The sequence below is a fragment of the Halobacteriovorax sp. HFRX-2_2 genome, from assembly GCF_043196705.1.
In the GTDB taxonomy this organism is placed as follows: Bacteria; Bdellovibrionota; Bacteriovoracia; order Bacteriovoracales; family Bacteriovoracaceae; genus Halobacteriovorax_A.
This window is the reverse complement of the sequence record NZ_JBEBMT010000001.1, coordinates 26,039-48,402: the sequence shown is the minus strand read 5'-3', so window position 1 is coordinate 48,402 and position 22,364 is coordinate 26,039. Positions and strand designations below refer to the sequence as shown.

Here is a 22,364-nt window from a genome sequence, read left to right as displayed (position 1 = left end):
CCCCCTTTTAAGGAGCAAATATGAAATTCACTTTGAATTTAAATTCTAAAGAAAGTTCAAGTGCTGATTGCTATGTAATTGGTGCTTACTCGACAATGACAAAAAAAGGTAAAAAAGAAGTTGCAACTGTAGCACTTACAGGTTGGCCAAAAGAGCTTAAAGCTACTTTTGAATCAATGAGCAGCTCAGAAGACTACACTGGTGCGAAAGGAACAACTTACTCTTTCAACCACTACGGTAGCGATGTTCTAGTTGTTGGTCTTGGTGATAAGACTAAAGTAACAACTGAAGATATTAGAAAAGAGTTAGCAAAAGCTTACAAAACTGTTTCTAAGTACAAGAAAGTAGCAGTAGCTTTTGATACTTTCACTTACAAGTCAAAGAAAGAAGAGTCTCTAGCTGTTCTAGTTGAAGCTTTCGAAATGACTGCATACAAGTTTGATAAGTATCTTTCAGACTCAAAGCCAGCAAAGCTTAAAGAAGTAATCATCGATACTGCTGAAAAAGCAGCTAAGAAGAAAGATTTTGATAAAGCGATCAAGAACGCACAAATCGTTGCTGAGTCAGTAAACGTTGCACGTGACTTCGTAAACGAGCCACCAAACGTTCTACGTTCAACTGAATACGCTAAGCGTGTTAAGAAAGATGTTGAAGGTATGGCCGGAGTTAAGTGTAAGATTATGGGTAGAAAAGAACTTAAGAAAGAAAAAATGGATCTTTTCCTATCTGTTAACGACGGTTCTGCATTTGATGCTCAACTAGTTCACCTAACTTACACTCCTTCAAAAGCAACTAAGAATACTAAGCACATCGCTTTCGTAGGAAAGGGACTTGTTTTTGATACTGGTGGATACTCACTGAAGCCAGGTGGATCAATGATGAATATGAAGTTTGATATGGCCGGTTCTGCAACTGTTTACGCTGCATTTAGAGCTGCTGCTAAAATGAAACTTCCAGTTAAAATCACTTGTATCCTAGGTATGACTGATAACGCTGTTAACTCTAAAGCAACAATGCCAGATTCAATTGTTAAAGCTAGAAATGGTAAAACAGTTGAAATTCTAAACACTGATGCTGAAGGACGTTTAGTTCTTGCTGACTGTCTAGACTATGCTTGTGACCAAAAACCAGATGCAATCATCGACGCTGCAACTCTTACAGGAGCATGTCTAATGGCACTTGGTACTGAAGTTTGTGGTCTAATGTCAAATGACAAGAAACTTGCTTCTAGCCTACTAAAAGCTGCAGACTCTGCAGATGAGTATATGTGGGAACTTCCAATTATCCCTGAGTGGCAAAAAGATATGAAAGGTACTATTTCAGACCTTAAGAATATCGGTGGTTCACGTTGGGGTGGAACAGCTAAAGCAGCTGCATTCCTACAAGAATTCATTAAGAATGACATTGCTTGGGCCCACCTTGATATCGCAGGTGTTGGTGATTCTCAATCTCACCTTCCATACTGTCCACCAAAAGGTGCTTCAGGAACTGTGATTAGATCTCTTGTTGAGTACTTAAAGCAAAACTAAGAAGTCATCCCAGTGAGTAGTAACGCAATTTTTAACATTGTTCTATATGCGCCAGATATTCCCGGAAATACCGGGAGTATTGGGCGTACTTGCATCGCTCTAGGTGCAAGACTTGTCCTTATTAAACCTTATGGCTTTGATCTTTCAGAGAAGGCCGTAAGACGAGCGGGTCTTGATTACTGGAAACACGTTGAAGTTGCCGAATATGAAAACTGGGAAGAGTTTCTTGAAAATGAAAGGCCACAAGAAGAAGATCTATTCTTCTACACTAAGACAGCTAAAGAAAATCACTTCTATGGACGTGGTTACACAAAGGGTTGTTACTTAGTCTTTGGCTCGGAAACGAAAGGGCTACCAAAGCATATCTTTGATAGCTACCCTAATCGTTTATTTTGTCTTCCGATGTTTTCAGAACATGTGAGATCGTTAAATCTCTCAAATGTGGCCACGGCCGTGGCCTACGAAGCATTAAGAGTAATTCAATACTAGAATTGGTATCCCATTCCTAAAGTTACGCGATACTGATCAAGCTTAATATCTTGATTTGCAATCTCTAGATTTCCGTCTGCAAGATAATCGAATGCTAGTGTAATATCCATTCCGGCTTCACGATAACCAAAATCAACAGACGTATAAATTTGCTCAGATGAAGAGTTGTTAATCTCAAGGTTTCTATATTCAAGCCCTGGAGTTACGTATAGGTATTTTGTATAAAGAACTTCAAGATCAAAGTTAAACTTCATTCTCTTATAATCTCCAGTCTCGTAACCATTGTCTCCTAACTCATATTCAAAATCAGTATCAAATTCTAAGTTACTATACTTTCTCGTTCCACCAATAAAGAATTCTTTGCGAGTTCCGCGATTAAGCTCTTGGCTCTTCGTCTTAACACTTAACCCAGCTTCAGCAGAAAGAACCTCATCTAAGTATCCACCAGCAAGAGTTAAGTCTGCATAGTAACCATGTCTTTGTGAGTTTGGTTTTACATACTTATAAGCACCACCAAAGCTTACGCGATTAATATTAAACATTGTTGAAGCTTCAACTTCAAAAGTATTAATATTCTTATTTTGCATATCTCTTTCAATATTGCGGTAACCGAAACCAAAAGAAACTAAATCAACAGGTCTAAACCCCATTAGAAGAACGGCCTCTCTATTATGACCAACTTCAGTAATGATTGGCCTAGTCTGTGCGAAACCAACATTGTCGTTATAAGAAAATTCCGCTGAAAAGACACGATTTCCAAAAGCACCATTGATATCAAAATCAGAGCTATCTAGAGTATCGATATCCTGAATCTCGGCACTCCCACCTTCGAATTGAGTATTAAAAAATTGTCTGCGGTCATTTGCCACGGCCATTGAAGAGCTGTGTCTCGTTTTACCATCTTTAGAAATTTCAGGCATAACTCGGTTTGCAAATGCAGTTGATGATAATAGTAGTGATAGTGCAAAAATTTGTTTTTTCATAATCCCTCTTAAATAATTTGATTTTATTCTAGAGGATATAAAAAGGGAGGTCAAAGCCTCCCTTCTTACAAATTATCAATTTCTATATATCAATTAGAAATTATAACCAACGTTTAGTTTAAATCCTAATCCATCGACATCAATACTTTGAAGTTCACCTGTCGAGTAACTAAGCCCAAATGTAGCATCAAGCTTATTAGCTCTATATCCAAAATCTGTTTTAGCAACAAATACACTAGTATCTGCATCGAAAGCATCAGGTAGCGTAATACTCATATATTCAAGTCCCGGTGTTATATAAAAAGTTTCTCCCATTAAGAATTCTGCATCCATCTCTAAGCTTAAAGAAGAGTAATCATTATCACTTCCACCATTTTGTACATAATCACCGTACTCAAATGAGAATTTTCCATCTAATTCAATAGAGTTTACAATCGTTGTTCCATTAGCAAAAACACCTAAACGAGAATCAGTATTTACTGCATCATTTCCTTTAGTTGTATATTTAATTCCTGTTTCCCATGACAATGACTTATCTTGCTTACCAAATCCCATTGTTAGAACTGTATAATCACCTTCAACTAAGAAATCATTTAAAGTATGATGAGCAAGTGAAGCACCAAGAGTTGTCCCATTAACAACAATAGTTCCACCAGCTTCAATAATTGTATCGTCTAGAGTATCTGATAGTTCATTTACAGATAGACCAAGACCAAGGGTTAAACTTCCACCAGCTCTAATCCCCGCTAGTAGATCTACTCTTGCAAGTTCTTGATCAGAACCACCAGATTCAGTTTCTGATTTTTGATATGAACCTTCAAAAGAAAATGATTCATTTGAAAATGCTCCAAATAAACTAGGTACAGTAATATCAAGGTCAAATGAAGGAGTCGTATCTGTTTCAAGAGATTGAGAAATATATTGGCCAGCAATGAAGCTTCTCTTTTCTTGAGAAACAGCAAGTACTGATGTGTTTCTTGTTTTACCATCGCGTGAAATTTCTGGCATTAATACATTGGCGTATGCTGATGTTGAAAGTGCTGCAAGTGCAACTGCACTAATTAACTTCTTCAAATCTTCCTCCTTGAAGCAATAAAAATAAATATTAAGATTTATTATACTTTAAATAGAATTAATTAAAACAAATATCCAACATTTAGTGACCAACCAAGGCCATCATAGTCGATATCGTTTTCCTCACCGACAAAGATATAGCTCGCACCAATTGTTGCATCTAGTCTTTTTGTGCGATAACCGAAATCAGTCTTTATTCTAACGTCAGAAGTATCACTTGAAACACCCGGCGCGTTTTCGGCAGAATAATTAACTCCCGGAGTAATATAGAAATTTGAACCTACGAGGAATTCTGCATCGAATTCAAAGTAAAGTGCATTATAGTTATTTCCATCTAGAGAATTACCTTCATCTTTTAGGTAATTTCCAAATTCATATGTGAAGCTACCATCAATCTCAATTCCATTAACAACTTTTGTCATACTACTAAAGAGAGTAAAACGCTTTCCAGTTGTTAAATCATCAGAACCTTCTGTCATTAACTGCACACCTGCTTCAACACTATTCTTTGCATCTTGCTGACCAAATCCTGCACTTAGAACAAAGAAGCCACCTTTTGTGGCAGAAGTTTTATTTTCAACATATTCAACAGAACCACCTAAAACCTTGTCATTAACTTTAAGACTTCCTCCCGCCGCAATGACGCTTTCGTCTGTTGAGATATCTAACTCAGACTTAGTGTAGCCAAGCCCTAAAGTTAGCTTCTTATTTACCTGGTATCCACCGAGAAATGAGAAGTTGGTTGCATGATTTTTTGCACCTTCCATATCATAAGTCGGTATCTCCATATTTAACTGGCCACTAAAGCTATTAGTCGAAAATCCACCAAAAATACCTGGAGAGCTTTGTTTGATTTCAACTGCTGGAGTCGTATCACTTTCAACACTTAAGTATTCATACTTAGCTGCCGCGAAATTTCTTTTTTCTTGTGAGACTGCGATGACAGATGTGTTTAAGGTTTTACCATCACGTGAAATTTCAGGAAGAATAAAATTTGCAGATACATTAGTACTAATAAGTGAAAGTGCACTTAGACATAAGATTTTTTTCGACTTCAACTCGAACTCCTAGGGCGTATGAATATTGTAATAGATTATACAAAGAGAAAAGGGAGATGAAAATCTCCCTTTTTATGACATTGATAAGTTTAAAATCAATTTTTAAAATAAGTAAGCGACATTAACCTTCCAGGCCATTTCATCGTAATCGACAGTTCCAACTTCTCCAATAACTGCATAATCAACACCGAATGTCGCATCAATTCCGTTCATACGATATCTAAAGTCTGCAGAAAGATCGAGCTGTTTAGTGTCCGTTCCATCATTGTCTGTAAGAGTATATTCAATACCTGGAGCGATAAAGAACATTTTATGTAGCATGAATTCAGCATCAAAGTTTAAGTGAAACTGAGAGTAATCACCACCTGCTGTTGTAAAGTCACCAGTTGTGTAGTCAATATCACCATCAAGTTCTGTGTTATTTAGTACCGTTGTCATACCTGCAAAGATTTTAGTACGAGTTGGAGACTTAATATCATCATCTTTTTCTTCAAGATCAAATTGAAGACCAGCTTCCCAAGACATATTATCCTTATTTGACCCTAGTCCAAGAATAATACGATTATGAGAACCATCAATTGTTCCGTTATCTTCATCCACAAGACTGAATGAACCACCAAAAATTAAGTCATTCATATTAAATGATGCCGCAATCTCTATAACAGAGTCCTCGCTATTTGGATCTGTATCAACCATCTGATAACCAAGACCTAAGGCAAATTGTTTAGTTAATCTAAAACCGGCCTTAATATCATAAACTGTAAAATCTGTATCTGTTGCACCAGTATCGACATTCCCAAAGTCTAAGTCCGCTTCAATCGAAACCATCTTATTTGACCAAGCACCGTAAAAGTCAAAGTTAGTTGTATCGATATCACCACCGGTATCGGGTTCTAAATTTGAAGAATTATACTCGGCCGCAACAAAGGTTCTCATTTCTTGTGTTACTGCTATTGTTGAATCGTTTTTGGTTTTACCGTCACGTGACGTTTCAGGAACTATCGTATTCGCAAACGCTGTTGTTGTGAGCCCAACTAGAGTTGCGGCCATAATGATTTTATTCATTTCTTCCTCCATTAAATTTGTATATGCAAATTTTCAACTAAGAAGAAAAAAATAAAAACTTAAATTAATTTAAAAAAAAGAAAGGGAGACCTAAGTCTCCCTTCACGTATATTCTAAATTTTAAAATTAAAATTAGAAGTTGTAAGCTACGTTAACTTTCCAAGCCATTGAATCAAAGTCAACATCGTTAGACTCAGCCATTACAGCATAGTCAATACCAAAAGTTGCATCGATTTTGTTAGCTCTGTAACCGAAGTCAGCAGATAGGTCTAGTTGGTTAGTTTCAGTACCAGCTACGTCTTCGCTTGAGTAGTTAAGACCTGGAGTGATGTAGAACATTTTCCCTACTAGGAATTCTGCATCAAAGTTGAAACCTAGAGCAGTATAGTCACCACCAGCTGAAGTTACATCACCAGTCTTGTATGAAAGATCACCATCAAGTTCGATGTTGTTAACAACTTTAGTCATACCAGCGAATAGACCAATTTTTGATCCAACGTCTAGGTCAGTATCTTCTTCCATATCGTAAGTAAGACCTGCTTCCCATGACATATTGTTTGCGTTTGAACCAACACCTACAGTAAGAGTGTTGAATGAACCATCAGTTGTACCTTGCTCATAAGAAGTGATTGCAAATGAAGCACCAATTACTAGGTCATTCATGTTGTATGAACCAGCAATTTCAAGTTTAGACATATCAGTTTCTGGAGTTGTATCTTCACCCATCATTGTGTAACCAAGACCAACAGCAAATTGCTTATTGATTCTGTATGCAGCTTGTACACCGTAAGAATCGTTATCTGTATCTGCATCTTCACCCATGTTGATGTCTGCTTCTACAGAGATCATTTTGTTTGACCATGCACCGTAAACATTCATGTTAGTTGTATCAACTTCTTGTGCACCAGCAGTATCAGCTTCTGTAGTTTTTGAGTTATACTCACCAGCTACGAAAGTTCTCATTTCACCAGTTGTAGCGATAACTGAAGCGTTCTTAGTTTTTCCATCACGTGAAGTTTCTGGAACGATTGTGTTTGCAAATGCTGCAGAAGAAAGTACTGCCATTGCGATAATACCTGTCATTTTTTTCAAAACTTACTCCTTGTTTTGTTTTATTTAAACTAGCGTTCTAGTTCGATTTAAAAAAATAATTTACTAAATTATACCCTTTTTGTTTTTGTGTGCAATTTTTTTTTACTTTTTTTTAAGAAAGGCCGTGGTTACGCTTCCACGGCCTTCTGTATATAATCAAAAATTTAATTAGAAGTTGTACTTCATTGCAACTCTTGAATCTGTGTCTTCACCGTTTGTTCCAGTGTAAACATCAATATCAACAGTTTTATAATTTAAAGTAGCACCAACAGCAACTCTAGTTGTGTTTTCAAAAGAAGCATCACCATTTGTGTAAGAACCATTGTAGTTAGCAACAACAGCTGATGCTAAAATATTAGTTGGTCCACCTGTTGCATTTGCAAGGTCAGTAGATTTTGCATTTGAGTAAACAGATTGAGAAACAGAACCTCTAAGAGTTAACCAATCAGTTGCTTTAGTTTCAGCACCAATAATAACTGGAAGATTCATTGTTTCTAGCTTTGCTTTACCAGGAACAGCGTTAAGTTCAACATTGATTACTTGGAATGCAGTTCTTACGAAAACCATTCCACCTTCAACTTTGTATTCTTTACCTGCACCAAGATCTAGACGAGAAAGCTCTCCATCTTCATCTCCTAAACCTCTTTCTTGATCCCAAGAAAATGTTTTATATGAACCGTAGAATTTAGTGTCTTTATTGATTGTGTAAGAACCACCAACTTGTACACCAAGAGTTCCATCAAACTTATTACCTGATAGAAGGTTCTTAGACTCAGACATTAGAGATACGTTTGCGTATGCATCCCAGTTGTCTTTGTTAACACCAAGCTTAACGGCCATTGCTTCGTCTTCCATTTTATTATTTGTTGACCCATCAATTGATGTAACGTCTCTATCTGAAGAAGCGTAAACAAAAGCTGCACCCCAGTTAACACCAGCTTTTCCACCAATGAAAAGTTCTAGTTGATTATCTGAAGAAGCTAAGTAGTTTGTTGTAGCAACTGGAGCTGATGCAAGAATTCTAAGAGATGTCGAAATATTTGATTCGTTACCTAGGTAAAGACCATATGTGAAGTTCCCCATTTTCTTAAAGAATCCACCCATTGCTTTAGGGTCACCATCAGTATCAAGAGTTGCTGATCCAGAACCAATACCTTCTGCACCGTACTCAAGTACAACCATATCTCCGTAGTTGTTTACAAATGAAGCGTTAGTAAAGATATAACGATCATCCATTGTGTAGTAGTTGTCTTCAACTTCATCACCTAGAGCAAGAAGTCTCGCTTTAGTAGCATAAGCACTTGTACTTAGTAGAGCTAAAGTAGCGGCACCTAAAAATACCTTTTTCATATTCGTCTCCTTGAACGAGTAAATCCTTGAGCTTAAAAATTAAACTCTTCTAAAAAATGTTAGTTCTTAAATTTTCAAAGGAGATGAGATGAATGTCAACACCCCGAAATTGCTAAAGAATTCGTAATTTCGGGGTTTGTATAAGTATTTTTTATTTTATCTTTGCTTGGACGGCCATGCCACGTGCCAGGAATTTTGACGACATCCAGGAATCTACGAATGTAGTATTTTTTGTCGCCGCCTGCTTCAAAGGAGCGTTGAAACTAAAGAAGATTAGATGATCTTCATTTAAAGTTCCGTCTGCAATTGAAGAATCGTCAATATCTGGACAATAAGAATAATCTCTTAAAACCACGCGCTCCTTTGACTTATTCTCATCAAAAGCGTCAAAATTCTTAGCTAGGTTTTTCTTCAAAAGATTGATTTTTTTAGAAATATCTTCTTCTGTGCTCTCTTCTTTATCGACAAAAGTAACAAATTTCGCTGTTTGAGCATATCCTTCACTCTCAGAATCACAGATTTCACCGATAAAATGTCCCCAATCGTGAGTAAACGAAAGAGGAAAAAAGTAAGTCTGTTCTGCATCCTCATCCTTAGTAATCTTCTCTTCTAAGTCTAAGTGAACATATAAAGAACAAGGAGTTGTCGTGCTTTCACAGAATTCGATAAACTCACTAGAAAGAGTTTTCTTTTCTTGGAATAGCTCTAAGAATTTAGATGGAGACTCTCCCCAATAAAGATTTTCACATTCAATAATTAGCCCATTTGTCAGGCATACTTTCCAGAAGGCTTGATCAATTAACTCTTCAGGGGTTGTGCGGAAAATTTCTTTGATTCTTAGGCCATAACTATTTTCTTTAATTCGCTCGAGAAGCCCTTCTTTATTAAGAGATGGAAGAATTTCAGATGGTGACAATTGAATATGATTATCAATATAACTTTCTTCTCCCCAAAGTAGTGGCATTGGTTTTGTACGTGATCCAAAAGCGTGAAACTTTGAATCTTTATAAAAACAAGAGCTACTAATTTGAGCTTCTTCAACTAATCCAAGCTCTTTAAAAATTGAAATATTTTCTTCACCGCGAATTAATGATGGCCCCATCAGTTTAAAATTATCTTCAGTAATTTCTTCCTCTGAAAGGAGCTTTACACTTGTCGCATCTAAGTTATTTAAATGGTCAAATAAGTCGATCGCAAAGATATCATTTCCAACAATTAAGTTTTTAATAAATGTCTTCTCTTCTTGTTTAACTTCGACTTTTTTAAGCTTTAGAATATCGCTATAGGCCATGGTACCAAATTCCTTGTGTGTTGTGTTTGGCAATACAATAGCTTATTTTTTTTGGAATTTAAATAGCGAAACCACGCATTAAAGCGTGGTTTCAGGTATTTTCACTATTTTTTTCTTACATTTTTTTAGATTATTTAATGACGAGTCTGTCACCTGCTCTAATTTGTCTCTTCTTAATGATCTTTAAGTTAGAAACAATTAGAGTATCAAGACTAACTCCAGTTTTGCGTGATACCGACCATAAAGAGTCACCACGTTGTACTGTATAGTACTTCGTTGGGTTGTTAATTTTCTTTCCACGCTGTTTAGCTAGTCTAATACGATTGCGATACTTTCTCTTTCTCACAACTGACTTACGTGGCTTATCATAAAGGTCAGCATACATATTATCTTTCTTACTCTGACCAATTCTAAAAGGAAGAGTTACATATGACCCACGCTTAACTCTGGAACGATGTGATTTGAAATCATCGTTTAACCAAGTAAGAACTTCTTTATCTTTAATTTTGAACTTTCTTGCAACATCATCAAGGCGAGTTCTCTTTCCTCTTACGCGGTACTTTTGAAAAACTTCCTGGCTTGCAACGTAGTTCTTCTGTGTACAACAAGCTGCCCACTGCTCTCTTTTTCCAACAGGAACTCTTAATGTATAAGTCTTATGAGTCGGTGGCGTAAACCATCTTTGAATCTCAGGGTTCAAGTAGTGTAGATCATCAAATTCAACATTTAAGTCTTTTGCAATCTCAAATAAATCTGCTCCACCAGGAACAGAAATTTCTTGAAAGTCTAAAGGCTCATGCCAATCAATTTCTTCAAAACCAAATGACTTAAGGTTCTTCCCAATGATAGCAAGGGCCATAATTTTTGGAACATAATTTTTAGTCTCTGGCTTTAGGTAGCGACCTTTTCTAATTTTCCAAAAGTTCTTTGTACGGTAGCGACGAATCGCTCGAGACATCTTTCCTTCACCAGCATTGTATGAAGCAGCGGCAAGTTCCCAAGAACCAAATTGCTTAAATAACTTTCTTAAGTATTTCGATGCTGCATATGAAGACTTAATTGGGTCACGTCTTTCATCAACATACCAATTAACTTCAAGTCCATAACGACGTCCTGTGTATGGCATGAATTGCCAAGGACCAACAGCTTTTGCCCAAGACTTGGCCTTCGTTTGAAAACCTGACTCGGCCATTGCTAAGAAAATTAGATCCTGTGGAAGTCCGTTGTCTTTTAAAACTTTAGAAAGAATTGGTGCATATCTTCCAGCTCTCGCAGAGTATCTTTCAAAGAAGCCACGGCCACGAGTTGTAAAATACTTAATCCACTTCTTAACAGCAGCATTGTAAACAACAGGGATATCAAAATAATTATTTTCAAGATTTAAGTGCTCAGCTCCATATAAGAAGTAAGTCTTAAGTTCGTGAGATGTCGGATGCTCAATCTTTGCAGACCCAACAATTTGATCACTTGAGAACTCTGCACCGTGCTTAGCACTACGTGCAATGATCTTTTCTTCTGAGAATTCCGCATCTGCTTCAATTTCAGCATCTGTCTCAACTATTTCAGAAATGTCCTTCGGGCTCGGGACATCTTTCTCAACAGAGATACATGAAAAGAGCAGTTGGGAGGCTACCAGTAAAATTAATCCATTAATTCTCATCGATCATCCTTAACTATATATGTGTATTCAGCGTTCATAAATATAAGAGAACCCTAAATTTAGGGTTCTCATATTTTTTCAAATTGTCGTGTCTGAGTCAACGAGGAAAAGATTTTTTCGGTTAAGTTCCGTACTAAAATCAATACTTTGTGTTGTTTATTCTTTATTTTTCAGCATAGAGTCAACAACAACTGTTCCCATGGCATCGCCAAATACGTTAACAGCAGTTCTGAACATGTCCAGAATTCTATCAACTGCTAAGATAAGACCGATCCCCTCAATTGGGAGACCTACTGCCGAAAGAACAATCGACATTGTAATGAGTCCAGCTCCAGGAATTGCTGCAGCACCAATGGCCGCAAGAGAAGCTGTCATAAAAATGATAATTTGTTGTGTAAGACCTAAGTCATAGCCATAAGCTTGTGCAATAAAGATGGCCGCTACTGATTCGTATAAAGCAGTTCCATCCATATTAACAGTTGCACCAAGAGGAAGAACAAACTTTGCAGTGTCCTTATCAACTCCGAGATTTTCTTCAACATTCATCATTGTAATCGGTAGAGTTGCCGCTGAAGAAGCTGTTGAGAATGCTGTGATAATGGCCGGCCCAATACCTTTTAAAATTTCAAAAGGTGAAGTCTTGCTGCGAACACTTCCTACAATAAGAAGGAAAATACCGTGACAAATAAGACCTAAAATTACTGTAAGCATATATTTTGAAAGTGATACAATCGCACCAAATCCAGACTTAGCAAGTACACCTGTCATTAGAACAAAGATCCCATAAGGAGCTAAGCTCATTACACCCATAGTTAGCTTATTTGAAAGGGCCTCAAGAGAGCCAACAACTTTAACAAATGGCTCACTATCTTTTGGAATAAATAATGCCGTCATTCCCATGAGAATTGAGAAGACAATTACTTGAAGGATATTTCCATCGGCCATTGAGCCAAATGGATTAGTAGGTATAGCACCTAGAAGAACTTCCTTAATTGAAGCAAATAGTGAAGCCCAACCGCCGGAGCTACTTGCAACTTTAGATTGCATCGCTTCTGATAAACCTTGTACACCGGCGGCCCCAAGATCAGCGCCAATACCAGGGTTGATTAGGTTTACAAAAATGATACCAAATAAAACCGCAATACATGTTGTTACAAAATAGTATGCAACAGCTCTTACACCCATTCGACCTAAAGACTCAGGAGTACCTAAGTGATACATGGCCATAAAGATTGAAGAGAAAACAAGAGGAATGATTACCATTTTTAAAAGGGAGATAAAGGCATCTCCGACAGGAGAAATAAATTTTACGTATTCACCCTTTCCAAAATAATGTAACAGAAGACCCAAAATTAATCCGAGTACCATTGCAATACCAATCTTCTGCGCTTCCTTCTTTGCTGCTGGTTGCATTAAATTCCCCTTTTAACTATAAAAATTCAAATCGTTTAAAATAACGTATGGTTGAAAAAAATCTTAACAAAATTCTAACATGTTCATTTATTCTCTTATCATTTTGCATATTTATCAATCCGGCAAAAGCTAAGGTGGAAGAACCAAATTACGATTTTACCTTCGATAAATTCAGGCCATTTCACCCCGGACAAAAACTGTCGGATATAAAGAAAGAGTACAAAGCAATTAGGCTTATTAATGATAAGAAATCAGTGGCAACGTATGAAATTCAAATTCGCCACCAAAGCTACTTCTTTCCAGTTTTTATTCATGTACAAGATGAAATCGTATTAGACTTCTATGCAAGACTTCCAAATTATTTTCTTCACAATACTTTTCATCAATCACTTATCAATCGTTATGGTAAGCAAGATAAATTTATCAATAATGACGGCACATCTGTCTATATCTGGAACGATGAAGCCGGATTCGCCATAACATATTCAGGAGCATGTACAATTACATGCTTCCCGATATTCATTCATATGATTAAAAAAGATGATGTGAAAAATAAGGACTCTTTTCTCATTAAACTTTTAAAAAATTAACTTAACTCTTTTGCAATATCATTTACTGCAAACTTATAGCTCATAATATTCTTGGCAAGAGTGGCCACTGCTTGTCTTGTTGCCATTGGCATCCCATTGGCACCAAAATAGGCCGAATGAATTGCTAGAAATGCTTGAGCATCTTCAAATCTCATCTTTACTGGCCCTATTTTATGAAGGGCATCTTGCTTGATGAATATTTCTGATTTTCTAAGCTTATGAACTTCACTCATTGTAAATATATTCTGGTTACGATAATCAATATAGATCACCTCACCTTTTACTTCGGCCATACGACCTAAGATAATTCCCTGCTTTGTCTTTCTTCCCCACAGGCCAATAATTCCCATTGGCGCCAGTGCCCATGTAAGAAAGCGATTAATCACCACACGACTTTCAAATTCTCTTTCAGTGTGACCTAGTTCTGGAAATGTTCCCATAAGCCACTCATTTGAAGCCAGTGAGAGAACAATCATGGCCATATTCTTATAGCGGTAAACATTGTAGCCAGGTTTTTGAACGATAGATTCTTTCCCGTACTTATCGTTATCAAAATTTGATCTGATTTGAGCAGCAACCATCGGTGTCGCCTCATCAATTGTCATAACCTTGGCCAGCTGATTAGACGCTAAATTTTGTTGGGCCAACTCACTTTCTTTTTCACCTAATTCGGTAAAGTTCATGATTTGTAAAAATCCCGCGATCTCAGGATCAAACTCCGCAACGCGCAGTCTAATATAAACAGGTAGTGCCTGCTCTTTAGCATATTGATAATATGTGTATTTTTCAGTACTTACAGATTGCATTAGTGCCTCCATTCAACTTAATTTTTCGGTATTTTTTCCGACAAAATAAGCTCGGAAGCATTTCCGCTTAGCGCTAGGCAAAAAATCCTCAAATAAAGGAGTGTAATTGCGTCTTAGTCCTTGACAACAGGCCCAATTATTAATAAAAATCCTAGTTTCATAAAGTTAATTTCAGTCCGAGGGAAAAAAGAGTTCGCGATATAATATAGCAACCCCCAAAGACTGCCTTTCATTAGGAGAAAGTATGTACGGAGTAGTAGAGATCTCAGGTCACCAGTACAGAGTAGAAGCTGGTATGACTATTGATGTTCAGAAATTAGATCAAGAAGCTGGTTCAACAGTAGAATTCGACAAGGTTCTATTTGTTGGTGGTGAAAGCGCAAAAGTTGGTGCTCCAACTGTTGCAGGTGCTAAAGTTGTTGCTGAAGTAGTAAGACATGATCGTTCAAGAAAAGTTATCGTTTCTAAAAGAAAGCCAGGTAAGTACATCAAGAAGAACGGACACAGACAACACTTTACAACTTTAAAAATCAAAGAAGTTAAAGCTTAATTAATTATCAATTTTAGGAGTTAGATATGGCACACAAAAAAGCCGGTGGTTCAACAAGTAACGGTCGTGATTCAAACCCAAATATGTATGGTGTTAAGAAGTTTGGTGGTGAAGCAGTTGTTCCAGGAAACATCATTGTAAGACAAGCGGGATCTAAGTTCCACGCTGGTAAAAACGTAAAAGTTGGAAAAGACTTTACTCTATTCGCTACGAAAGAAGGTAAAGTACAATTTGGTTTCTATAACAAGAAGAAACAAATCGTTTCTGTTGTTGAAGCTTAATTAAAATTACCATTTTACGCTATTAATTAGTTGTAAATATTAAAGGGAGCCTATACATAGTGCTCCCTTTTTTTATATAAGACCTTATTATGAAATTTATCGATGAAGTTAAAATTACAGTAATTTCCGGAAACGGAGGAAACGGATGCGTAAGCTTTCGCCGCGAAAAGTATATCCCATTTGGTGGACCAGATGGTGGTGACGGTGGTGATGGTGGAAGTATCTACTTTGAAGCCGACGAAGGAATGAACACTCTTGTTAACTTCAGAGGGAAAAAGCACTACCGTGCTGAACACGGACAACAAGGTGGCGGCCGTCAAATGTGTGGAGCATTTGGTGATGACCTCACAATTAAAGTTCCTGTTGGAACGATTGTTCGTCATGCAGAAACAAATCAAGTTATCGCGGATCTAACTGATCACGGAATGAGATTGATGGTTGCCCAAGGTGGACGTGGTGGCCTTGGAAATATTCACTTCAAAACTGCAACTAATCAGGCGCCACGAAAAGCAACTGCCGGAAAAGAAGGTATTGAACTTGAAGTAGAACTTGAGCTTCGCCTACTTGCAGATATCGCACTAGTGGGACTACCAAATGCTGGTAAGTCGACACTTATCTCTTCTATCTCTGCGGCAAGACCAAAAATTGCAGATTATCCTTTTACGACTCTTGAGCCAAATCTAGGTGTTGTTACACTTGGTGAAGATGACTCATTTGTTGTTGCCGATATTCCAGGGCTAATTGAAGATGCCTCGGAAGGAAAAGGACTTGGGATTAAATTCCTTAAACATATTGAAAGAACAAAATCTCTTGTTCACTTAGTTGATGTTTCTTGGTGTCTTGATGAATACGAAGCATTTGAGCAATACGTAATTATTCGCCAAGAACTTGGTCGCTATAGTGAAGATCTTTTAAATAAGAAAGAGCTTATTTGTTTAACAAAAATTGATGCTATGACAGATGAAGAAATTAAGAAGTTCCAAGACTTCTTTGAAGCACAAGTTGATAGAAAGTGTCTTCCAATCTCTTCAGTATCTGGACTTAATATAGACTTACTTAAATCTTTAATGCTTAAAACGATAAAGGACTAACCAATGTCACAAAATGAATTTATCACAAAAAACGTAGATGAAATTACAGATAATTCAAAATTAGAATTCCCTCTAAATATCGCAATGGCCAGTGCTTGGATCCTTGGAAACTTTAAAGGTATCAACCTTAAAGTTCTTGATATGAGAAAGACGACTGCACTTGCTGATTACTTCATCCTTGCTTCGGCAACAAACTCTTCAATGGCAAATGCTATGTCTGATGAGATTGCAAAACAAATGAAGAGAAAGGGACAAACAGTCATCTCTAAAGAAGGTCTACACCAACAAACAGACTGGATTCTAATTGACCTTGGTGACATTATTGTTCATATCTTTGATGAGTCAGCTCGCGAAGCATACGATATTGATAATCTATGGTCAGTACCAACAGTTGAAATTCCAAATGAGTACTACTACTCTTCTGATGAAGCAGAAAGTTCTGCAGACTCAGACAAAGGTTACTTCTAGTAATCTATGAAAGACAATCACGTTATTGTCATTGGGAAGTTAAAAGATAAGCATCTTATCGCGCTTGAAAATGAATACTTAAAGCGCATTAACTTCCCAAAACTTCACATCCACGAATGTAAAGGTCATCAAGAAAATATCGACCTTGAACTCAAAGAACTTCTTAATAAAGTCGAATCCATTAAAGCAAAGTTTGGAAACCAACATATTGTTGCCATGACCGAGCATGGAAAGACTTGTGACAGTGAAAAGCTAAGTCATTACATCTATAATGTTATTGAGAATCAGCAAAAGGGTGTTTGCTTTTTAATTGGTGGAGCAGCAGGCTTTCCTAAAGAATTCTTAAAGACAGTTGATTACCAACTCTCCCTGTCACCAATGACATTTCCACACAAAATTGCACGACTTGTTCTTATCGAACAAATATATCGTGCTCAGACGATCAAACAAGACCACCCTTATCATAAGAATTAAATAGAATTAATTAGAAACGCCAATGGCCTTTTTAATACGTCTTAGGTTCTCTTGAGCAATTGGACGAACCTTTGCAGCACCTTCAGCTAGAATCTTATCAATCTGAGATTTATCTGCCATAAGCGCATCGTATTTTTCACGAGCTTCTTTCATCTCACGATTTACGATTTCAAAAAGCTCAAGCTTTGCATAACCCCATCCAATTCCATCTTGGTAGCGTTTTGCTAAGGCATCTTGCTCTTCTTTTGTGGCAAAGAATTTATAGATATCAAAAATAAGCGAATCATCAGGATTCTTTGGAGCTTCAGGAGGAGTTGAGTCTGTCGTGATTTTATTAATCATCTTCTTCAGTTTCTTCTCAGGAACAAAACAAGGAATATGATTATTATACGACTTACTCATTTTACGTCCATCAAGACCTGGAAGTAGCTTCACTTCTTCCTTGCTAACAATAGCTTCTGGAAGCGTTAGAAGATCACCATATTTGTGATTAAAGCTTGAAGCGATATCACGAGCAATCTCAATATGCTGAAGTTGATCCTCACCTACTGGAACATAATTAGTATTCATAAAAAGAATATCTGCGGCCATAAGAACTGGATACGAGAATAATCCCATATTAATACCAAAGTCCTCATCGCGATTTTCTTCAGCATTCTTATCTTTCTTAGCCTTGTATGCGTGAGCACGATTCATTAAACCTTTAGAAGCAAAACAAGAAATAATCCAGTTAAGTTCTGTAATCTCTGGAACGTCACTTTGCTTATAAAGAACGGCCTTTTCAGGATCAAGACCTGCCGCTAACCAAGTTGCAGCAACTTCGTAAATATCGTTACGAAGAGTCTCACCATCATGAACAGTGATTAATGAGTGGTAGTCTGCAATGAAGAAGTAGCCTTCCATTTCAGAATTATTAACATTATCAATTGCTGGTTTGATGGCGCCAATATAGTTTCCTAAATGTGGCATTCCTGTTGGTTTAACACCTGTAAGACAAATTTTCTTTTTACTTATGTCACTCATATTTCAAGCCTAATTCTTAAAGTTCACAGTCTTTTATAGCTAAATTTTGCACAAAAAAAAAGGGCCCAGTTAAGGCCCTTTTCTAACAAAATATCTACTCTCTTAATTATCGTATTTTACTACAGAAGATGATTCCATCAGCTCTGTTAATAGCTCAATTGAAAACTCTAGTGCTTGATCACCGTATGGAATCGATGAGTTGCCTTGGCAAAATTTTGACTGTTTAACTAGTGAAGCACAAATTCTCATAACTTCAGCAGTCCCATCAAAAAAATCCGCTTCATCTTCCGTCGTCACAATATGTGCCATAAGCATATTAATTGTTTTAATCGCGCGAAGTTGTGCAGGCGTAAGCTCTGAAGTGTCGATATCAATCGTTAACTTACTATGATTTTGCATTTCCATCTTCTAAACTCCAAAAATTTTATTTTTTAACATCCCTCATACAGAGTTCATATCGGAGCGTCTTCTAGAAATTTTAGTAATTTATGTCTGACAAATTTAATTTGACATAAGACCTTTCTGATAATATATTGATTTTACTTTGTCGCGGGGTGGAGCAGTTGGTAGCTCGTCGGGCTCATAACCCGAAGGTCGTTGGTTCGAATCCAGCCCCCGCAACCAATTCCTCATTAAAAAAATCCAGTCATTTACCGCATATACCGTCATTTTAAAACTGGCGCTAACGCTTGTTTTAAAATTTTGCATATTAAGCTCCTCAGCGTCATAAAGCCAACCTTTGTATTTTTACATCTTCAAGACTAAATAAAAATTCGTCATAGCCGAGAAACTTTTATATATAAATATTTAATTATTATGAAAGATCGTCTCAATACAATTCTTATTCACTTTACTAATGTGATGGCAATGCTCTCACTGGTTAGCTACGCCTTTAGGCATCATGATTATATTAATGATGCTGTTTTACATTATTTTGTTCTGCCGATCTCGACTCTCTATCTGGCCTTCTATTATTTTGACTATAAAGGGCAACATCTCCTTAGAAACCTATCAAGTCTCTTTCCATCTTTTGCAATTACCTTAGTTCTAATTACTTCTTTTGGAGGAATTCATGCACCGGGAGTATTTTGGATAGCAGGTTTTCCAATCTTCTTTGCAATATTTTTTAGAAAGAAGGGTATGATCATTGGTATCTTACTCATGCTTGCTATCTACGCTGTTTTCTACACATTTGAAGCACAGATACTTTCGATGACAGTAGAAGTTCCACACGAGCTATATATGGCCGAGAAGAGAATGAATGTTATTCACTTCTCAATAGTTATTACCCTCTTCTTTCTCTACTACACTTGGCTGGAGCAAAGAACGCGAGATGAAATTGAAAATTCAAAGGAGCAGCTCGATACCCTTTTACACGTCGTACTCCACGACCTTTCAAATCCTATAACAATTCTAAAACTTAAGCTTGAAAGTTTAAAAAGACGTTTTCATATAAAGGAAGTGGAAACAAGACAGATAAAAAAAGCTTTCACAAAGATCGAAGAGATTATTCAAAATGTTAGAAGCTTTCAATTAAGCTCCGAGGGCCTTCAAGAAGATAGAAAATTAATCAGCTCTTCTGAAGTGAGAACTTATTTAAGTGAGCAATTTAAAGAAATGAATAAGAAGCATCTAAAATTAGTTTTTAACGACTTAGGTGGATTTTACATAAAGTTTTCACCATCTATCCTAAAAGACCATATCTTAAGTAACCTCCTTTCAAATGCAATTAAGTTTAGTCATATTGAAGGGGTCATTGAAGTTACATTTAAGGCCCAAGATGATGCGGCCATCTTAAGTTTTCGCGATGAAGGGGTTGGCATACCTGAAGATATTATCGATGAAATCTTTGATTTTGATAAGAAGACATCGCGACTTGGTACAATTGGAGAAACTGGTACAGGTTATGGGCTACCAATTGTTCGCTACTTCACTGAGTTATCAGGGGCCAAAATATCTGTTCACTCACCTACAAGTACTGGAAAAGGCACGGAATTTACTCTTAGTTTTCCATTAAAAAAACCATAAATAAATTTCACTTTGCTAGTATAAGATTTCATTTTGAACTAATGTGGCCCAAATGAAATTAAATTTTAAACGCGAATTCCTTATTCAGCGCTACCTGATTATTTTCACACTGATTATGGTTTCGATAACAGTTTGTTATTACTACGTAGCATACCCACAGGTTCTCTTTCACAAAATCCCAAAAGAGTTCTTTTACACGTATACAACAAGTCAGGTCTTACTTTTCGTCGCTTCATGCTTCTTAGGTAAGCATAGACTGGCCAGGGCCATCTGCGTTCTTCCTTCAGTCTTTATCATGATCATCATTGTATTTACTTTTGGAGGAGTTAAGTCACCAGGAATTCTCTGGATTACAGGAACACCAATTTTCTTTGGGGTCTTTTATAAGCGCTCAGGTCTTCTCTTTGGTGTACTTGTTATGATCTCAACGTTTGCATCTTTTTTTATGCTCGATCATACCATTAGCTCTCTTTCTTACCCTCTAACTTCTAAGCAGTACTACACGCTTTTAAAATTTAATATTGTCCAATTTTCAATTCTCACAACGATTTATTTCTTCTTCTACGTTTGGCTAGAATCGAATTCACGACTAAAATTAGCGCTTTCTAATAAGCAGCTCGATACACTACTACATGTTGTCTTACATGACCTTTCAAATCCTGTCACAATTCTAAAACTTAAGATTTCAAGCTTACTTAGAAAGAGTGTTATTGATGATTCTTCGTATACACAAATCAATAACTCCCTTAGGAAGGTACAGGAGATTATTTCAAACGTTAGAAGCTTTCAGCTGGACTCTGAGATTCTTCTGACAGAAAAGAGTATGATTCATCCGCAACTAATTAAGGACTACTCTGAGCAACACTTTAAGCTTTTAAATGATAAAGACCTTAAACTCCATTTTGATATTCATACAAATAGTGGCTTCTTTTGCGAACAGAAAATTTTCTTCGATCATATACTTAGTAACTTAATTTCAAATGCCATTAAGTTTAGTTATGAAGGACAGGACATTCTCATTAAACTTTATGATGATGCTGGCCGTGTCTATATCGACATCGTTGATAAAGGGATAGGGATACCTAAAGATATCATTGAGGGCCTCTTTCACTTTGAAAGAAAAACTAGTCGCCTCGGAACCAAAGGTGAAATAGGTACAGGTTACGGACTTCCTATTGTTAAGTACTTCACAGACTTTTCAAATGGTAAAATTAATGTCAGTTCAGACGTCAACATCGGAACGAGGGTCTCTCTCTCATTTCAAGTCGCAAAGAATTAATGCATACTCTCATTTGGTAGCATTAGTAATTCGCTCCAAAAACTTAAATGCTCCTTGGCCTTATCATTTAAGCTAAAAGACTCTTGGCTAATGCTCTTGTAGCACTCAACCCATACCTCACGTATTTTCTCAGCAATATCAACTGGTATAATATTGGCGTCAAGATAGGCCTTGTCTAAGTGTTTTAGTGAAGAAAAGTAAAAGACATCGTTTACACGCGAGCGTTGTTCTCGCGTGTAGTGAATGGCCACAACCACCTTCTGTGCAAATGAAACTCTAGGATCATAATCTCTCATAATTTACTCCAAATCTCTCAAGATTATTTCGGAGCAAAGTTAACAAATACTTAATTATGAACAGGTTATGCAGAAATATTATTGAATCGGTGAACAACACCATCAAAACGATCTTTGATCACTTTTAGGCGTAATTCATTCTTTTGAGGAAAACGGCCAATTCCCTTACCTAGTAAGTTAATTTCGGCCTGAACGAAGCGTTTCTTTAAAGTTGTTTTTCTAACTCCCTTAAGTTTACCAAGGTAGTTAATATTTGATGAGGTCATATCACTCATCTTAAGAATAATGGACTTTTCAACAAGCTCTCTTTTCTCTTCGATTTCAGCAGCATCTAGATGATTCTCAATAATATCAAGTTGCATTGTTAAACGACGAAGCTCACGAGAAAGAGCATCTGTTGGTAAATTAGTTTTAATCACGTCTACACTCCATAAATTTAAGACAGATTCTTTATACACCAGAATTTGTTGCTAA

The 22,364-nt window shown here is 36.8% G+C and carries 24 protein-coding genes and 1 tRNA gene; 11 read left to right on the top strand and 14 right to left on the bottom strand.

Going from position 1 to position 22,364, the window contains the following annotated elements:
• Positions 1–20: 20 nt before the first annotated feature.
• Complete coding sequence (locus ABMA79_RS00240; protein WP_392857486.1) at positions 21–1,529, top strand: leucyl aminopeptidase; 1,509 nt, start codon at positions 21–23, stop codon at positions 1,527–1,529.
• 12 nt (positions 1,530–1,541) lie between these two features.
• Positions 1,542–2,018, top strand: a complete 477-nt coding sequence (locus ABMA79_RS00235) for a tRNA (cytidine(34)-2'-O)-methyltransferase (protein ID WP_393056649.1) — start codon at positions 1,542–1,544, stop codon at positions 2,016–2,018.
• Here the strand turns inward: ABMA79_RS00235 and ABMA79_RS00230 are convergent.
• The 9 genes from ABMA79_RS00230 to ABMA79_RS00190 all read right to left on the bottom strand — a co-directional run bounded on the left by ABMA79_RS00230 (position 2,015) and on the right by ABMA79_RS00190 (position 13,004).
• The gene (locus tag ABMA79_RS00230) at positions 2,015–3,001 is read right to left on the bottom strand and encodes a hypothetical protein (RefSeq protein WP_393089325.1); all 987 of its coding nucleotides are present in this window, start codon (positions 2,999–3,001) and stop codon (positions 2,015–2,017) included. The two genes, ABMA79_RS00235 and ABMA79_RS00230, sit on opposite strands and share 4 nt — an antisense overlap.
• 93 nt (positions 3,002–3,094) lie before the next feature.
• Positions 3,095–4,075 carry a hypothetical protein gene (locus tag ABMA79_RS00225; RefSeq protein WP_392857492.1) on the bottom strand — a complete coding sequence of 327 codons (981 nt, stop codon included), beginning with the start codon at positions 4,073–4,075 and terminating at the stop codon, positions 3,095–3,097.
• Between the two features lie 62 nt (positions 4,076–4,137).
• A complete protein-coding gene (locus ABMA79_RS00220; RefSeq protein WP_393089322.1) occupies positions 4,138–5,133 on the bottom strand; it encodes a hypothetical protein in 996 nt (331 codons plus the stop codon).
• A gap of 102 nt (positions 5,134–5,235) precedes the next feature.
• Positions 5,236–6,198 carry a hypothetical protein gene (locus ABMA79_RS00215; protein WP_393089320.1) on the bottom strand — a complete coding sequence of 321 codons (963 nt, stop codon included), beginning with the start codon at positions 6,196–6,198 and terminating at the stop codon, positions 5,236–5,238.
• A 132-nt stretch (positions 6,199–6,330) separates the two neighbouring features.
• Positions 6,331–7,281 carry a porin gene (locus ABMA79_RS00210; RefSeq protein ID WP_393090820.1) on the bottom strand — a complete coding sequence of 317 codons (951 nt, stop codon included), beginning with the start codon at positions 7,279–7,281 and terminating at the stop codon, positions 6,331–6,333.
• A gap of 177 nt (positions 7,282–7,458) precedes the next feature.
• The gene (locus ABMA79_RS00205) at positions 7,459–8,640 is read right to left on the bottom strand and encodes a hypothetical protein (RefSeq protein WP_393089317.1); all 1,182 of its coding nucleotides are present in this window, start codon (positions 8,638–8,640) and stop codon (positions 7,459–7,461) included.
• A gap of 151 nt (positions 8,641–8,791) precedes the next feature.
• The gene (locus ABMA79_RS00200) at positions 8,792–9,964 is read right to left on the bottom strand and encodes a hypothetical protein (RefSeq protein ID WP_392857502.1); all 1,173 of its coding nucleotides are present in this window, start codon (positions 9,962–9,964) and stop codon (positions 8,792–8,794) included.
• Between the two features lie 97 nt (positions 9,965–10,061).
• Positions 10,062–11,591 (bottom strand): transglycosylase SLT domain-containing protein, encoded by a 1,530-nt coding sequence (locus tag ABMA79_RS00195; protein ID WP_392857505.1) that lies wholly within the window; start codon positions 11,589–11,591, stop codon positions 10,062–10,064.
• A gap of 156 nt (positions 11,592–11,747) precedes the next feature.
• Complete coding sequence (locus ABMA79_RS00190) at positions 11,748–13,004, bottom strand: dicarboxylate/amino acid:cation symporter (protein ID WP_392857506.1); 1,257 nt, start codon at positions 13,002–13,004, stop codon at positions 11,748–11,750.
• Positions 13,005–13,051: 47 nt separating this feature from the next.
• On the opposite strand from ABMA79_RS00190, the gene ABMA79_RS00185 reads away from it, so the two are divergent.
• Positions 13,052–13,594, top strand: a complete 543-nt coding sequence (locus tag ABMA79_RS00185; protein ID WP_393089314.1) for a hypothetical protein — start codon at positions 13,052–13,054, stop codon at positions 13,592–13,594.
• Here ABMA79_RS00185 and ABMA79_RS00180 read toward each other — a convergent pair.
• Complete coding sequence (locus tag ABMA79_RS00180; RefSeq protein ID WP_393089312.1) at positions 13,591–14,400, bottom strand: hypothetical protein; 810 nt, start codon at positions 14,398–14,400, stop codon at positions 13,591–13,593. The genes ABMA79_RS00185 and ABMA79_RS00180 overlap by 4 nt on opposite strands.
• 244 nt (positions 14,401–14,644) lie before the next feature.
• On the opposite strand from ABMA79_RS00180, the gene rplU reads away from it, so the two are divergent.
• The 5 genes from rplU (at position 14,645) to ABMA79_RS00155 (ending at position 17,264) form a co-directional block, all read left to right on the top strand.
• On the top strand, positions 14,645–14,950 hold the full coding sequence (rplU, locus tag ABMA79_RS00175; RefSeq protein ID WP_021266313.1) for a 50S ribosomal protein L21: 306 nt from the start codon (positions 14,645–14,647) through the stop codon (positions 14,948–14,950).
• Between the two features lie 26 nt (positions 14,951–14,976).
• A complete protein-coding gene (rpmA, locus tag ABMA79_RS00170) occupies positions 14,977–15,231 on the top strand; it encodes a 50S ribosomal protein L27 (RefSeq protein WP_021266471.1) in 255 nt (84 codons plus the stop codon).
• A gap of 89 nt (positions 15,232–15,320) precedes the next feature.
• The gene (gene obgE / locus ABMA79_RS00165) at positions 15,321–16,322 is read left to right on the top strand and encodes a GTPase ObgE (RefSeq protein WP_392857512.1); all 1,002 of its coding nucleotides are present in this window, start codon (positions 15,321–15,323) and stop codon (positions 16,320–16,322) included.
• Between the two features lie 3 nt (positions 16,323–16,325).
• Positions 16,326–16,790, top strand: coding sequence for a ribosome silencing factor (rsfS, locus tag ABMA79_RS00160; protein WP_392857514.1), 465 nt, complete (start codon positions 16,326–16,328; stop codon positions 16,788–16,790).
• A gap of 6 nt (positions 16,791–16,796) precedes the next feature.
• The gene (locus tag ABMA79_RS00155; protein ID WP_392857515.1) at positions 16,797–17,264 is read left to right on the top strand and encodes a 23S rRNA (pseudouridine(1915)-N(3))-methyltransferase RlmH; all 468 of its coding nucleotides are present in this window, start codon (positions 16,797–16,799) and stop codon (positions 17,262–17,264) included.
• A gap of 6 nt (positions 17,265–17,270) precedes the next feature.
• Here the strand turns inward: ABMA79_RS00155 and ABMA79_RS00150 are convergent, their stop codons facing one another.
• Both ABMA79_RS00150 and ABMA79_RS00145 read right to left on the bottom strand, forming a co-directional pair.
• Complete coding sequence (locus ABMA79_RS00150; protein ID WP_392858015.1) at positions 17,271–18,278, bottom strand: tryptophan--tRNA ligase; 1,008 nt, start codon at positions 18,276–18,278, stop codon at positions 17,271–17,273.
• Between the two features lie 111 nt (positions 18,279–18,389).
• The gene (locus ABMA79_RS00145; RefSeq protein WP_392857517.1) at positions 18,390–18,692 is read right to left on the bottom strand and encodes a hypothetical protein; all 303 of its coding nucleotides are present in this window, start codon (positions 18,690–18,692) and stop codon (positions 18,390–18,392) included.
• Positions 18,693–18,835: 143 nt separating this feature from the next.
• Between ABMA79_RS00145 and ABMA79_RS00140 the strand changes: the two genes are divergently transcribed.
• From ABMA79_RS00140 to ABMA79_RS00130, 3 genes are all read left to right on the top strand, one after another.
• Positions 18,836–18,911, top strand: a tRNA-Met gene (locus ABMA79_RS00140).
• Positions 18,912–19,103: 192 nt separating this feature from the next.
• Positions 19,104–20,315, top strand: coding sequence for a sensor histidine kinase (locus tag ABMA79_RS00135; RefSeq protein ID WP_393089310.1), 1,212 nt, complete (start codon positions 19,104–19,106; stop codon positions 20,313–20,315).
• Between the two features lie 52 nt (positions 20,316–20,367).
• The gene (locus tag ABMA79_RS00130) at positions 20,368–21,594 is read left to right on the top strand and encodes a sensor histidine kinase (RefSeq protein ID WP_393089307.1); all 1,227 of its coding nucleotides are present in this window, start codon (positions 20,368–20,370) and stop codon (positions 21,592–21,594) included.
• Here the strand turns inward: ABMA79_RS00130 and ABMA79_RS00125 are convergent.
• Together ABMA79_RS00125 and ABMA79_RS00120 are read right to left on the bottom strand one after the other, a co-directional pair.
• Positions 21,591–21,890 (bottom strand): hypothetical protein, encoded by a 300-nt coding sequence (locus ABMA79_RS00125; protein ID WP_392857523.1) that lies wholly within the window; start codon positions 21,888–21,890, stop codon positions 21,591–21,593. The genes ABMA79_RS00130 and ABMA79_RS00125 overlap by 4 nt on opposite strands.
• Positions 21,891–21,955: 65 nt before the next feature.
• Complete coding sequence (locus ABMA79_RS00120) at positions 21,956–22,309, bottom strand: hypothetical protein (protein ID WP_392857525.1); 354 nt, start codon at positions 22,307–22,309, stop codon at positions 21,956–21,958.
• Between the last annotated feature and the right edge of the window lie 55 nt (positions 22,310–22,364).

Excerpts from the sequence above, each read along its gene's own strand:
- ABMA79_RS00240 (WP_392857486.1), top strand. The coding sequence starts at position 21 with ATGAAATTCACTTTGAATTTAAATTCTAAAGAAAGTTCAAGTGCTGAT.
- ABMA79_RS00230 (WP_393089325.1), bottom strand. The coding sequence starts at position 3,001 with ATGAAAAAACAAATTTTTGCACTATCACTACTATTATCATCAACTGCA.
- ABMA79_RS00215 (WP_393089320.1), bottom strand. The coding sequence starts at position 6,198 with ATGAATAAAATCATTATGGCCGCAACTCTAGTTGGGCTCACAACAACA.
- ABMA79_RS00210 (WP_393090820.1), bottom strand. The coding sequence starts at position 7,281 with ATGACAGGTATTATCGCAATGGCAGTACTTTCTTCTGCAGCATTTGCA.
- ABMA79_RS00205 (WP_393089317.1), bottom strand. The coding sequence starts at position 8,640 with ATGAAAAAGGTATTTTTAGGTGCCGCTACTTTAGCTCTACTAAGTACA.
- ABMA79_RS00195 (WP_392857505.1), bottom strand. The coding sequence starts at position 11,591 with ATGAGAATTAATGGATTAATTTTACTGGTAGCCTCCCAACTGCTCTTT.
- ABMA79_RS00190 (WP_392857506.1), bottom strand. The coding sequence starts at position 13,004 with ATGCAACCAGCAGCAAAGAAGGAAGCGCAGAAGATTGGTATTGCAATG.
- ABMA79_RS00185 (WP_393089314.1), top strand. The coding sequence starts at position 13,052 with ATGGTTGAAAAAAATCTTAACAAAATTCTAACATGTTCATTTATTCTC.
- ABMA79_RS00180 (WP_393089312.1), bottom strand. The coding sequence starts at position 14,400 with ATGCAATCTGTAAGTACTGAAAAATACACATATTATCAATATGCTAAA.
- rplU (WP_021266313.1), top strand. The coding sequence starts at position 14,645 with ATGTACGGAGTAGTAGAGATCTCAGGTCACCAGTACAGAGTAGAAGCT.
- rpmA (WP_021266471.1), top strand. The coding sequence starts at position 14,977 with ATGGCACACAAAAAAGCCGGTGGTTCAACAAGTAACGGTCGTGATTCA.
- obgE (WP_392857512.1), top strand. The coding sequence starts at position 15,321 with ATGAAATTTATCGATGAAGTTAAAATTACAGTAATTTCCGGAAACGGA.
- rsfS (WP_392857514.1), top strand. The coding sequence starts at position 16,326 with ATGTCACAAAATGAATTTATCACAAAAAACGTAGATGAAATTACAGAT.
- ABMA79_RS00155 (WP_392857515.1), top strand. The coding sequence starts at position 16,797 with ATGAAAGACAATCACGTTATTGTCATTGGGAAGTTAAAAGATAAGCAT.
- ABMA79_RS00145 (WP_392857517.1), bottom strand. The coding sequence starts at position 18,692 with ATGGAAATGCAAAATCATAGTAAGTTAACGATTGATATCGACACTTCA.
- ABMA79_RS00135 (WP_393089310.1), top strand. The coding sequence starts at position 19,104 with ATGAAAGATCGTCTCAATACAATTCTTATTCACTTTACTAATGTGATG.
- ABMA79_RS00130 (WP_393089307.1), top strand. The coding sequence starts at position 20,368 with ATGAAATTAAATTTTAAACGCGAATTCCTTATTCAGCGCTACCTGATT.
- ABMA79_RS00125 (WP_392857523.1), bottom strand. The coding sequence starts at position 21,890 with ATGAGAGATTATGATCCTAGAGTTTCATTTGCACAGAAGGTGGTTGTG.